This window comes from Mesorhizobium sp. M7A.F.Ca.US.002.01.1.1, assembly GCF_004022955.1.
GTDB classification, from domain to species: Bacteria; Pseudomonadota; Alphaproteobacteria; order Rhizobiales; family Rhizobiaceae; genus Mesorhizobium; species Mesorhizobium ciceri.
Genome location: NZ_RZQE01000155.1, coordinates 1 through 11,922 on the forward strand (window position 1 = coordinate 1; position 11,922 = coordinate 11,922).

General features: G+C 61.9%; 12 protein-coding genes and 1 pseudogene. 7 read left to right on the forward strand and 6 right to left on the reverse strand.

The window, feature by feature from the left end; all coding sequences use genetic code 11:
- The 5 genes from EN932_RS16865 to EN932_RS16885 all read left to right on the forward strand — a co-directional run.
- The coding region (locus EN932_RS16865) for a type II secretion system F family protein (protein WP_206618940.1) at window positions 1-452 on the forward strand (452 nt) is incomplete at its 5' end.
- A gap of 18 nt (window positions 453-470) precedes the next feature.
- A complete protein-coding gene (locus EN932_RS16870; RefSeq protein ID WP_063170096.1) occupies window positions 471-1,421 on the forward strand; it encodes a type II secretion system F family protein in 951 nt (316 codons plus the stop codon).
- 52 nt (window positions 1,422-1,473) lie between these two features.
- Entirely contained in the window at window positions 1,474-2,016 is a 543-nt protein-coding gene (locus EN932_RS16875) for a tetratricopeptide repeat protein (RefSeq protein WP_127368012.1), read from the forward strand.
- Window position 2,017: 1 nt separating this feature from the next.
- Window positions 2,018-2,557 carry a prepilin peptidase gene (locus tag EN932_RS16880; protein WP_063170098.1) on the forward strand — a complete coding sequence of 180 codons (540 nt, stop codon included), beginning with the start codon at window positions 2,018-2,020 and terminating at the stop codon, window positions 2,555-2,557.
- 307 nt (window positions 2,558-2,864) lie between these two features.
- On the forward strand, window positions 2,865-3,920 hold the full coding sequence (locus EN932_RS16885; protein ID WP_245460876.1) for a hypothetical protein: 1,056 nt from the start codon (window positions 2,865-2,867) through the stop codon (window positions 3,918-3,920).
- A gap of 19 nt (window positions 3,921-3,939) precedes the next feature.
- On the opposite strand, the gene EN932_RS16890 is transcribed toward EN932_RS16885, so the two are convergent.
- From EN932_RS16890 to EN932_RS16915, 6 genes and pseudogenes are all read right to left on the reverse strand, one after another.
- Window positions 3,940-4,887: a nucleoside hydrolase gene (locus EN932_RS16890; RefSeq protein WP_164890510.1), complete on the reverse strand. Its 948-nt coding sequence runs from the start codon at window positions 4,885-4,887 to the stop codon at window positions 3,940-3,942.
- Window positions 4,884-5,897 (reverse strand): nucleoside hydrolase, encoded by a 1,014-nt coding sequence (locus EN932_RS16895; protein ID WP_128368924.1) that lies wholly within the window; start codon window positions 5,895-5,897, stop codon window positions 4,884-4,886. The genes EN932_RS16890 and EN932_RS16895 overlap by 4 nt, the downstream gene beginning before the upstream one ends.
- Window positions 5,898-5,908: 11 nt before the next feature.
- Window positions 5,909-6,894, reverse strand: a pseudogene (locus EN932_RS16900) (ABC transporter permease).
- The gene (locus EN932_RS16905; protein WP_127368015.1) at window positions 6,882-7,922 is read right to left on the reverse strand and encodes an ABC transporter permease; all 1,041 of its coding nucleotides are present in this window, start codon (window positions 7,920-7,922) and stop codon (window positions 6,882-6,884) included. Before EN932_RS16905 ends, EN932_RS16900 begins: the two are co-directional and overlap by 13 nt.
- Window positions 7,919-9,496 (reverse strand): ABC transporter ATP-binding protein, encoded by a 1,578-nt coding sequence (locus EN932_RS16910; protein WP_127368016.1) that lies wholly within the window; start codon window positions 9,494-9,496, stop codon window positions 7,919-7,921. Before EN932_RS16910 ends, EN932_RS16905 begins: the two co-directional genes overlap by 4 nt.
- A gap of 88 nt (window positions 9,497-9,584) precedes the next feature.
- Window positions 9,585-10,589: a BMP family ABC transporter substrate-binding protein gene (locus EN932_RS16915; RefSeq protein WP_063172800.1), complete on the reverse strand. Its 1,005-nt coding sequence runs from the start codon at window positions 10,587-10,589 to the stop codon at window positions 9,585-9,587.
- Between the two features lie 253 nt (window positions 10,590-10,842).
- On the opposite strand from EN932_RS16915, the gene EN932_RS16920 reads away from it, so the two are divergent.
- Window positions 10,843-11,427, forward strand: coding sequence for an amino acid synthesis family protein (locus tag EN932_RS16920; protein ID WP_127368017.1), 585 nt, complete (start codon window positions 10,843-10,845; stop codon window positions 11,425-11,427).
- On the forward strand, window positions 11,424-11,922 hold a 499-nt coding region (locus tag EN932_RS16925; protein WP_164890512.1), incomplete at its 3' end, for an amino acid synthesis family protein. The genes EN932_RS16920 and EN932_RS16925, both read left to right, overlap by 4 nt.

An 11,922-nucleotide genomic window follows, 5' to 3' on the forward strand; every position in this document is an offset into this window, starting at 1 on the left:
GGCTGGTCGCGCGCGAAATGCCGGATCCGCTCGGCACCGAGTTCGGCATCGTCTCCGATGAGATCACTTTCGGTCTCAGCATCGAGCAGGCTGTGCGAAAGCTTTCGCAGCGTGTCGGCTTCGAGGGTCTTCAGTTGCTGTCGGTATCCCTGTCGATCCAGGCCAAGACCGGCGGTAATTTGACCGAAATCTTGTCCAACCTATCCTCGGTACTGCGAGAAAGGCAAAAGCTTCGAATGAAAATTCGGGCGCTTTCCGCTGAAGGGCGCGTGTCGGCCTGGATTATATCACTGTTTCCGCTCGTCATGTTCTTGATCCTTCAACTTCTTGCTCCCTCCTATTATGGAGGCGTGTGGCACGATCAGCTCATTTTCCCAGTCTTCACCGTATTCGGGGTGTGGGCTTTGTTGGGGGATTTCATCATGTATCGAATGGTTAATTTTGATTTCTAACAGGGGCGACGAATAAAATTGTTTTCGAATATTCAGGATCTGGGTTTCTTGGTATCTATCGTCGTGTTTGCGGCGGCGGCATCTTTTTTCCTGTTCGGTGCGCTCGTCTTCCTGCCGGCTCTGCAAACACGAAAGCTCGTCGCGCAGAGCCTGATGGGCGAAGGAATTACAGACCGCCGGTCAATGCTTGGACAGGACGTGCTTGCCAAGCTTGCGGCACAACGGCCAGTCGACGCCTACTTCAAGTCGATCGAAAAGGAGCGCGATGAGCCGAATGCTTTGGAGGCGAAGCTCTTTCGTGCCGGCTTTTACAAATCAAGTGCACCGCTGGTTTACACCCTGTCCCGTCTGGTTGCAGTCTGCATTGGGTTTTTGGCCATCTATGCCCTGCTGTCGCGGGTCCTTCCACCACAGCTGCCTGGTTTCATAACTTTTGCCGGCTCTGCTTTGTTCGGCCTGGCCTGCATGGTGATTCCGAGCATCATGCTCGATCGCTTCGAGAATGGTCAGAAACGAATCTATCGCCGTGCCTTTCCCGACTTCATGGACATGATGATCACATGCGCCGATGCAGGCATGAGCCTTGAGGCGGCGGTCGAACGTGTGAGTCACGAAATGGCTGCCACCCACAAGTGGCTGGGGATCCAACTGTCTATCATGAATTTGCAACTGCGCGCCGGCAAGCCGTTGCGGGAGGCGTTACGGGAACTCGCCGATCGCATAGGCCTTGAGGAGGCGCGGGCACTAGCGGTGCTGTTCCGGCAATCGGAAGAACTCGGCACCAGCCTCACCGATGCCTTGCGTGTTTATAGCGCCGAAATGCGCAGTCAGAGAATTCTGAGTGCCGAGGAGCGCGCCAATTCACTCCCGGTCAAGATGATGATTCCGTTGGGTCTCTGTATATTCCCAGTCGTGATGGTGGTGATCATGTTGCCGGTCATCATTCGCATGAGAGGCGTTTTCTTCTAGTTTAGTATATCATTTGGCCCTAATGTGAGTCGGGGGCCCAGGGGACGGACGTATGAAGAGGGTTATCGCGGCCGCGGCCTGTCTGCTCATGGCGGTGCTTGCCGGTTGCCAGACGGCGGACACAACCGACGGTGTCGTGCGCACCAACGAGCCGTCGAAGGGCGACGTGACGTCTTTTGGCGATGCTTTCGACGGGCTGAAAACGGTCAGCGACGTCGAATACTATGCCTCGGACCAGGCGGTCGCCGAAGCCAAGAACCAGTTCCGTGCCGAAAATTACGGCAATGCCGGCGCGCTGTTCTTCAAGGCGACGCAACTGGCACCCAATGACGGCAACGCCTGGATGGGGCTGGCCGCCTGCACCGACCGGATCCACCGTTTCGACCTGTCCGACCGCGCCTATGCCAGGGCCTTCAAGCTGGGCGGCGCGACGCCCGAATATTACAACAATGTCGGCTATTCCTACCTGCTGCGCGGCAAGTTACAGGATGCCCGCTCGAACTTCCTCAAGGCTTACGAGCTGGCGCCCAACGACCCGACCGTCGCCAACAATCTGAAGCTTTTGTCGTCAAGCGTGCAGAACGTCGAGCGCTAGCATGTTGCTTGCCGAAGCGCTGCTGCTGAAGGTGCTCGCAATCCCTCTGCTGGCCAGGATTGCCTGGCTCGATTTCACCACCCAGAAAATTTCCAATCGCGACGTGCTGCTGCTGCTCTGTCTGGGCGCCGGGGGCCTGCTGTTGCTGTCGCTCCAATCCGGGTCGTGGTGGGACATGGGACTGAGCACCAGTGCGGGGCTTCTGTTGTTCGTCGCGCTCTTGCCCTTCTGGGCCTTGCGCAAGATCGGCGCCGGCGATGTCAAGCTGATAGCAGTCGTGCCCTTCCTGATCAGCGGCAGCGGTCTCGCGGTGTTTTCGGTGCTGCTCCTGGTTTTCGCCTTGGCCACTGCCGCGATCGTGAAAAACCCATTCCTGCTGCCGGCGGGCGCTTTTCGGCTCATCGTCCAGCATCTGGACCGCAAGGGGGTGGTGCCGTTCGGCGTGCCGACCTCGCTGGCCGCGATCTGTACGCTGGCGTTCCTGATCTACAAGAGCTTGATCCTGGCGAGCAGTTCTGGGATCCTCAATCAGCTCAACTGACCTCGACAGTTCGCGCGGCTGAACGCGCTGCGATCGACACTTCCCCGAAGCCTTCGCCGGCGCGTTGGCTGACGGAACAAACGAAAAACCCGCCTGTGCGGCGGGTCACTGGCGCAAATCAGCACCATGGACAAAAATGTACCATAGCTGAGTGCAGGGAGTCAAGAAAAAATTCCTATCAGGTTGATGGCTAGATAAACAATCACAGGGAGAAGGCAGCATGGCACTTCACCTTTCGGCGGATGCTCCGGTCTCGGTCGCGGCGCCTCCACAGAAATATCTGTTCGGTCCGTTCATCGATTTTTTCATGCTCGGCGGGAGCGCGTTCCTGATCCTGCCGATCCTGTTCTTTGTGCCTCTTAGATACGAGGGCGTTGTGGCGGCGGTAATGCTCTTGCTCGCCAATCTGATAAACCATCCACATTTTGCCCACTCGTATCAGATTTTCTATCGCGATTTCGGGCGCAAGGTGCGCGGCGACGGATATGACAGGAATCTCCAGATCCGCTACATCATCGCGGGCATTGCCGTCCCAATGATCATGGTCGCTTTCTTCGCCTATGGCTCCGTAACCGGCAACGCCCGCCTGCTGGGATATGCCACCAACGCGATGGGCTTTTTCGTCGGCTGGCACTACGTCAAGCAAGGCTATGGCATGCTGATGGTGGACGCGGTGCTGAAGCGCAAATTCTTCAGCGATCAGGACAAGAAAGCGCTGCTGTTCAACGGATATGCCGTGTGGCTGTTCGCCTGGCTCCAGACAAACGCGGTGATCACCGAAAGGCAGTTCTGGGGCCTGGACTACTACACATTCGCTGTCCCGCCCTGGCTCCTCAACATCGCGCTCGCGGTCGCCGCTGCCTCCTCGGCGGCCACCGCCGTGATGTTCGTCAATCGCTGGCGCAAACATGGCGGCGCTCTGCCGTATAACGGTGTCGTCGCTTACGTCACGACCCTCTATGCCTGGATTCTGTTCGTGAGATTGAACCCGCTTTGGCTGCTCGTGGTACCGGCGCTCCATTCGTTGCAGTATTTGGCGGTGGTCTGGCGTTACCAGACCAACGTCGAGCGCGACCGCGTGGATGCCGTCAAGGATCCGGAATTCAGGGTGCTGTCCATTCTTGGGCCGATGTACAGGCTGCGGGTGCTGATATTCATCATCGCTGGCACAATTCTCGGTGCTCTCGGTTTCTGGCTCGTGCCGATGGCGCTGAGTGCCCTGGTTCCCTACGACAAACAGGTGCTCGGCTCGTCGCTTTTCCTCTTCATCGCGTGGATATTCATCAACGTGCACCACTACTTCCTGGACAATGTGATGTGGCGTCGCGGCAACCCGGAAGTCTCGAAATATCTGTTCCGCTAACCCTCAGTCCGTTGGATGTTCAGTCCCGCAGGAGATCGAACATCAGCTTGAAGAAGCGGTCCGCGTCGACCTCATGGGCGATGCGGGCATTGTCCTTTTCACCGCGCTCGCCCCAGTAGTCGGCGATGGTCGCGCCGAAGGCGTAGGTGCCGGACAGATCGACTCCGATATGGGCAGGGCGCGTGCGCACCAATGTCGGGTCGATGGCCAGCGCCAGCGCCAGCGGATCGTGCATGGCGCCGCCGACGCCCATCGAGTTGCGGTGCAGCTTCTCGTAGAACAGCAGCCAGTCGTTGACGAGCCGGCCGAGCGGCGTGTCGATGGTGGCGAGTTCGGCATATTGCGGCGCCTCGATCAGCACCTGCATGGTGACGTCGAGGCCGACCATCAGGATCGGCACGCCGCTGTCCAGCACGATCTTCAGCGCTTCGGGATCGCAGAACGCGTTGAATTCGGTCGGCGTGATGATCTCGCTCTTGCGGTAGAACACGCCGCCCATCCAGATCAGCTCCTTGATCTTGGGCAGCACGTCGCGATGCTTGAGGATCATCAGGCCGATATTGCTGAGCGGGCCGGTGGCGACGACCAGGATCGGTTCGGGCGCGGCGCGCAGCCTGTCGGCCAGGAAATCGACGGCATGCCGGTCAACCGGCTTGATCGTCGCCTGCGGCAGGTAGGGCGAGCCCTCGAGCCCGCTCGGGCCATCGGCGGTGCCGAGCACCAGCGGGCGCGCCAGCGGGCGGTGACAGCCCTGCGCGACAGGCACGTCGCCGGCGCCGATATACTCCAGGATGCGCAAGGCATTGGCGGTCGTCTTCTCGACTTCCGCATTGCCGCAGGTCGTGGTGACGCCGATGAGTTCGATGGCCGGCGAGCGATGCGCCATGACCAGCGCAATGGCGTCGTCGTGGCCGGGGTCGCAGTCGAACAGGATAGGAATTGGCTTGGTCATCATGTCGTCTTTCACGCCGCCCGCTCGTAGCGCACTATGGTTTTCTTGAAGCCGTCGAGGAAACGCCGGCCGTCCAGGCCGGTGCAGATGCGGGTGGTCTTGGGCCCGCCGCCGGGCAGCAGTTGCCGGCCGCGATAGGCGACGGTCTGGCCGCGCGCCAGCCTGCCGTCGAGCACGACGTCGGCGAACAGCGGCTCGGTCATCGTCGCCAGGCCGGGATCGAAAGCCAGCGCCACGGTGATCACGTCATCCATCGGGAACCCGACGAGGTCGAAGAATTCGCGCCAGATGTCGATGTAGATCGGGAAGCTGTCGGCGATCATCTCAAGGACGGGATTGTCCCTGGCGACGGCCTGCATGTCGGCGATGTCGTCGCGCGTCAGCATCGAGTCGGCGACGCGGTTGTCCTCGCAGATGTCGAGGGGGACGAGGATCTTCTCGACATCGGCGTTGAGCACGATGCGCGAAGCCTCCGGATCGGCCCAGATGTTGTACTCCGACAGGGGTGTGATGTTGCCCGGCGTCTGGAAATTGCCGCCGAGCACGATCAGCCGCTTGAGTGCACCGGTCAGTCCCGGCTCCTGCAACAGCGCCATCGCCGTGTTGGTCAGCGGGCCGGTCGTCACCAGCGTGATCTCGCCCGGATTGGCCATGACCGTCTCGATGATGAAATCGACCGCATGTCCCGACGTGGCCTGCCGCACCGGCGTCGGCGCCGGCGGGTTGAACTTCTTCAGGCGATCGCCGAAACGGGCGACAAGCCGTTTTTCGAAATGCACCGGCGCCTCCATGTCGGCCTTGGCGTTGCCGACGATCGGCCGCCACGCGCCGGCGTGAACCGGGATATCGTTACGCCCGGCGAGCGTCAGCGTGTTGAGGACGACGTTGGTGACCTGTTCGATCGGGCCGGCCGCACCGGTCACGGTGGTGACACCCTCGAGCCGGAGTTTGGGATTGACCGCTGCAAACAGCACGGCGAGAATATCGTCGCCGGCTGAATCCACGTCGAGGATTATGCGTTCCATAAAGGCTTCCTTCACTGGGGATTTTTGCCGCCGGGTTCGGTGTTCCTGTCTACCGACAGCAGTTTCCGCATCGATTCCAGCGTCTCCGCGATGATCCTCGGGCGCGCCCGGTAGGACAGCGCGAACAATGCGATCAGCGCGACGACATAGGGGACGGTGAGAACCAGGTAGGACGGATAGCCAAACGTCTGCAGGCGCAACGAAAAGGCATCGGCGAAGCCGAACAGCAGGCAGCCGGCCAGCACCTTCAGCGGATCGCCGTTGGAAAAGATCAGGATCGCCACCGCCATGAAACCACGGCCCGACGACATGTTTTCGGTGAACATGGTGATGTAGCCGAGGGACAGATGCGCGCCGGCGAGGCCCGCCAGCAATCCGCACAGCAGGGATGCGATGTAGCGGACGCGGGTGATCGAGATGCCAAGCGCCTCGGCGGCTTCCGGCTTTTCGCCGACGACGCGGATATAGAGGCCGAGCCGCGTCCGGTTGTAGCAGACGACCAGCAGCGGCACGGCGATGAAGGCGGCATAGACGAGCGGCGTGAAACCGGAGATCAGCGGCGCCCAGGAGCCGAGAAGGTCGCGGGCGCCGGGCAGCTGGACTTTCGGCAGGCCGACGATGCCGTGACCGACGATCGAACCGCGCGTGCCGAAGATCGCTTTCATCAGCGAGATCGTCATGCCGCCGGCCAGGATGTTGAGCGCCAGCCCGACGACAACTTCATTGGCCTTGAAGCTCACCACCAGGACAGCAAAAACCAGGGCGAAGACGAGCGCCGCCGCAACGCCGCAGGCGACGCCCGCCAGTGCGGAACCGGTCCAGATCGACCGAGGACGGCGAAGAAGGCGCCGACCAGCATCTGCCCCTCGAGGCCGATGTTGAAGATGCCGGCCTTGGTGGTGAACGAGCCGCCAAGCGCGACCAGAAGGATGGGCGCGGTGGTGCGAAGCGTCGCAGCGATCAGCGCGACGTTGATGAGCTTGTCTAGAATTTCCATCGCCGCTCCCCTGCCTGGCTGTCGCCGCGCTTTCTCACCAGCACCTGGGCCGACACGCTGAGGATGATCAGCGCCTGGATCACGGTGATGATTTCGCGCGACGCGCTGGTGTCGACCTCGAGCAGCAGCGATCCGTTGCGCAGGGCACCGAAGAACAGTGCGGTGAAGATGGTGGCGACCGGCGAGCCATTGGCGAGCAGGGCGGCGATCAGCCCGTCGAAGCCGAAACCGGGGGCAAATCCTTCCATGAAGCGGTGATGGACGCCGAGCGTCTCGACGCCGCCGGCCAGCCCGCCGACGGCCCCTGAAAGCAGCAGGACCAGGAAACCCTGCCGTTTCACGTTGACGCCGCCATATTCGGCGAATTTCGGCGCCGAGCCGACCATCGTGACGCCGTAACCCCATTTGGTGTAGCGGAAGACAAGGGCCGCGCCGACCGCCAGCACCAGGCCAATGACCAGGCCCCAGTTCAACCGCGAGAAGGCGAAGATCTCCGGCAGATAGGATGTCGCCAGGATCGGCGGCGTCTCCGACCAGCCGCCCGGCCGCTTGAACAGGAAGATGGTGAAGTAGGATGTGAGCAGCACCGCCACGTAGTTCGACAGGATCGTCGAGACGACCTCGTTGGTGTTGTAGCGGGCGCGGAAATAGGCGGGGATGGCGACCCAGGCCGCGCCCGCCACGACCGCCAGCGCCAGTGCTGCCAGTGTGTGGATGCCCGCGGGCAGGGGCATGGCAAAGCCGACCCAGGCGGCGGCGAAGCCGCCGAGGAACAGCTGGCCCTCGATGCCGACGTTGAACATGCCGCCGCGCAAGCCGATGCAGGCCGCGACACCGCAGATCAGGATCGGCGTCGTCTGCAGCAAGGTCCCGGCAATCTTCTCCTGATCGCCGAAGGCGCCGCGCAACAGTGTCATGAACACACGCACCGGGCTTTCGCCGACCATGAGGATGATGATCGCGCCCATCAGCAGTGCCACGCCGATGGCGATGACCTGGCCGGAAACGGCACGCAAATGGTCTTTCATGATGCGGTCTCCGCGGGGAATTCCGGCGCGGCCACGCCTGCCATCATCATGCCGATGCGCTCCTCGTCGGCGTCATCGCCAGAAACCTCGCCCATGATCCGCCCGTTGAACATCACCAGGATGCGGTCGGCAAGGGCGGCCAGTTCGTCGAGTTGCACGGAAATCAGCAGGATCGCGCGGCCGGCGGCGCGCTGTCGCATGATCTCGTCATGAATGGCCTCCTGGGCGCCGATGTCGACGCCGCGCGTCGGCTGGTCGATCAGCAGGAAATCGGCGCCATTGGTGAATTCGCGTGCCAGAACGACCTTCTGGATGTTTCCGCCCGAAAGCCGCTTGACCGCATCGCCCGGTCCGCGCGCGCGAATATCGAAGCTCTTGATCAGCGTTTCGGCGTTTTGATTTATGGCATTCCAGTTGAGCATGCCGCCACGACTCCATGGTGCGCGATGCTGGCGGCCCATCAGGGTGTTGGCCGCTATCGAAGCGTTGCGATCGACCCCGCGTACCATGCGGTCGCCTGGAACATGGGCGAGGCCTGCCTGGCGGATCGCGGCGGGCGAGAGATCGGTGAGATTCTGGCCCTTCAGCCAGGCCCCGCCATGGCTTGCCGGCCGCAGGCCCGAAAGCACTTCCGCCAGCTCCGTCTGTCCATTGCCGGCCACACCCGCGATCCCCACCACCTCGCCGGAGCGGACCGTGAAACTGGCAAAGCGAAGGGCTGGCAGCAGGCGATCGTCGCGCGCCCACAGATCCTTCACTTCGAGCACCACGTCGCCGTGCAGCGAAGCGCGCGGCCGGCGGTCGAAGCTCACTTCGCGGCCGACCATCATGTGCACCAACTCGTCCTTGCTGAGCTCGGCCGTCGGCCTGGTCGCCACCTTCCTGCCGTTGCGCAGCACCGTCACCGTGTCGGACACTTCCATCACTTCTTCCAGGTGGTGCGAAATGAAGATCACCGTCATGCCCTCGGCCACGAAGCTGCGCAGCGTCTGGAACAGTTCACGGCTCTCCTGCGGCGTCAGCACGGCGGTCGGTTCATCGAGGATGATGGTGCGCGCGCCGCGCACCAGGACCTTCAGGATTTCGATGCGCTGTTCTATGCCGACCGAGAGCAGCCCGACGCGCTCGGTCGGATCGACCTGCAGGCCGAAGCGCTTCGACAGGTCGCGCGTTCGCGCCACCTGCGCAGCGTGGTCGATCAGTCCATGGCGACGGATTTCCATGCCGAGAAAGACGTTGTCGGCAACCGAGAGCGAGGGAACCAGCTTGAAATGCTGGTGAACCATGCCGAGGCCGGCCTTTATCGCCATGGACGGGTCGGCGATCACGATCTCTTCACCGTTCAGCCGGATCGAGCCTTCGTCCGGCTGCAAGAGGCCGAACAGGATGTTCATCAGCGTCGTCTTGCCGGCACCGTTCTCGCCGATGATGGCGTGGATCTCGCCGCGGCGGACCGCAAGGTCGATGCCGTCATTGGCGACGAATGCGCCAAAACGCTTGGTGATGCCAGTCAACTCGACGGCCATCGCGGCATTGCTGTGGAGGGTCGGCGACCCCGGCGTGTTCGACAACATGGCTCTCGCAGATTGGACACTGATCCGCCGCGGCAAGCCGCGGCGGATCAGTCTAGCGCTTTCTTGGGAGGGAGGCGCTGGTGTTGGCTTATTTCGCCTTGGCGATCACGATCTTGCCGTCGACGATGCCCTTTTTGATCTCGTCGAGCTTGGCGGTCATCTCTGCCGGGATCTTGACGGCGATGTCATCGCAGACCTTGACTTCGACACCGCCCGAGGCGAGGTCGAAAGTGCGGGTGCCGGCGGTGATCTTGCGGCCCTCGACCTCGTCCTTGATCAGCGTATAGACGGCGATGTCGCCGCGCTTCAGCATGCTGGCGAGCACATTTCCGGGGGCCGAGCCGCACATGTCGATGTCGACGCCGATCGAATATTTGTCGACCGCGGCACTTGCCTGCATCACGCCTTCACCCGTCGGGCCGGCGACGTTGTAGACAATGTCGGAGCCTTGGCCGTAAAGCGCCTGGGCAAGTTCGCTTCCCTTGGCCGGGTCGTCGAAGGTTCCGGCGAAGACGGAGTTCACCTTGACGTCGGGCGCGGCATATTTGGCGCCTTGCTCGTAGCCGCCCAGGAAGTTGCGGATCACCGGGATATCGCGGCCGCCGACAAAGCCGATGGCCTTGCCGTCGCCGATCTTGTCGAAGGCGGTGCCCTTGGCTTCGATCATGCCGGCAAGCGCGCCGGCGACGAAGGATCCCTGCTCCTCGGCGAAATTGGCGTAGATCATCTTGGGGTTGTCGAGGACGCCATCGATGAACACGAAGCGCTGGTCAGGATATTCGGCGCTGACCTTTTGCAGCGAGTCCACCAGCTCCCAGCCCATCACGAAGATCAGGTCGTACTGTTTGCCCTTGGCAAGATTCTCGAACTGCTGCTGGTAGTCGAGCGCGCGATTGCCGGTGTCGACCAGCTTGAGATCGATGCCGAAATCGGTCTTGGCCTTGTTGAGGCCGTTGACGATCGAAACGCCAAAACCCTGTGCAAAGTATCCCGAGATGGCGGCCACGGAAACCTTGGCCTGTGCGGCGGCCGGTCCGAACGAAATGGCAAGCATCGTGCCGGCCAGGAATAAACTCTTGAGCGCCCTTTTCATGTCATTCCCCTTCAGCTTTTTTCAGCTTTTGAAGCCACGCTTTGACCATCCCCCACACATCGCCGGGACAACGGCGAGTTCGTTGATGGTCATATGAGTTTAGGAGCGGCTTAACAGGCTGTCAATCGTCATCCGATGCAGTTTTCTTGGCCCTTCGCCCGCTTGCCCGACGTCTGTGCTTGACAAATGTCGATAGGCATAATTGTTGATACTCTAACGAGTTTTATGAACGACGGGATGAAGGAAGAGAACAATGCCGGCTGTGGTGGTCAGGAAATTTCTGGTTCAGATGGAAGAGATATTCCATGAGGGCGGACCCCACGCGGCACGCCCGCTCAAGCGAGGCGCGATCGTCGCGGTCATCGCCAACCCTTTTGCCGGACGCTATGTCGAAGAGATCACCGGCTTCATGGAAGACCTGAAGCCGCTCGGTCTCGATATGGCTCGGCGCCTGATCGACGCCATTGGTGAGGGCGGCCAGGCCATCGAAGGTTATGGCAAGGGTGCCATAGTCGGCGCCGCCGGCGAGCTTGAACATGGCGCGCTCTGGCACAATCCGGGCGGCTACGCGATGCGCGAACTGCTCGGCAATGCCAAGGCGATCGTGCCTTCGACCAAGAAAGTCGGCGGCCCCGGAACGCGCATCGACATCCCGATCACGCACATAAACGCCTCCTATGTGCGCAGCCATTTCGATGCAATCGAGATCGGCATTGCCGATGCGCCGCGCAGCGATGAAATGGCGGTCATCCTGGCGATGACCACCGGCGCACGCGTTCATGCACGGGTCGGCGGCCTTGCCGCCGCCGACATCAAGGGTGAGGACGGACTGCGATGAGCCCGGAAATCCGCCGTATCATCACCATCGTCGAGGAAACCCGGATCGAAGGCGGGCGGCACGTCGATCCGCCGACGCGGCGTGCCGCAGCCATTGCGGTCATCCGCAACCCCTATGCGGGTACCTACGTCGAGGATCTGTCGGCACTCAGCGCCATCGGCGAAGCGTTGGGCGAAATCTTGCCCAAGCGCGCCGTCGCTGCTCTGGGCATTGCCGGCAACCGGGTCGAGAGCTTCGGCAAGGCGGCCGCCGTCGGCGCCGATGGCGAGCTCGAACATGCCGCCGCCATCCTTCATCCAAAGCTCGGCGCCCCGTTCCGCGATGTGCTCGGCAAGGGCGCCGCGCTCATTCCCTCATCGAAGAAGCGCGGCGGCCTCGGCGTGCCGCTCGATATTCCGCTCGGCCACAAGGACGCGGCGCGGGTGCGCAGCCATTTCGACGGCATGGAGGTTCGTGTTCCCGACGCACCGCGTGCCGACGAGATCGTCGTCGCTA

Excerpts from the sequence above, each read along its gene's own strand:
- EN932_RS16915 (WP_063172800.1), bottom strand. The coding sequence starts at position 10,589 with ATGAAAAGGGCGCTCAAGAGTTTATTCCTGGCCGGCACGATGCTTGCC.
- EN932_RS16895 (WP_128368924.1), bottom strand. The coding sequence starts at position 5,897 with ATGGAACGCATAATCCTCGACGTGGATTCAGCCGGCGACGATATTCTC.
- EN932_RS16875 (WP_127368012.1), top strand. The coding sequence starts at position 1,474 with ATGAAGAGGGTTATCGCGGCCGCGGCCTGTCTGCTCATGGCGGTGCTT.
- EN932_RS16905 (WP_127368015.1), bottom strand. The coding sequence starts at position 7,922 with ATGAAAGACCATTTGCGTGCCGTTTCCGGCCAGGTCATCGCCATCGGC.
- EN932_RS16920 (WP_127368017.1), top strand. The coding sequence starts at position 10,843 with ATGCCGGCTGTGGTGGTCAGGAAATTTCTGGTTCAGATGGAAGAGATA.
- EN932_RS16885 (WP_245460876.1), top strand. The coding sequence starts at position 2,865 with ATGCTCGGCGGGAGCGCGTTCCTGATCCTGCCGATCCTGTTCTTTGTG.
- EN932_RS16910 (WP_127368016.1), bottom strand. The coding sequence starts at position 9,496 with ATGTTGTCGAACACGCCGGGGTCGCCGACCCTCCACAGCAATGCCGCG.
- EN932_RS16880 (WP_063170098.1), top strand. The coding sequence starts at position 2,018 with ATGTTGCTTGCCGAAGCGCTGCTGCTGAAGGTGCTCGCAATCCCTCTG.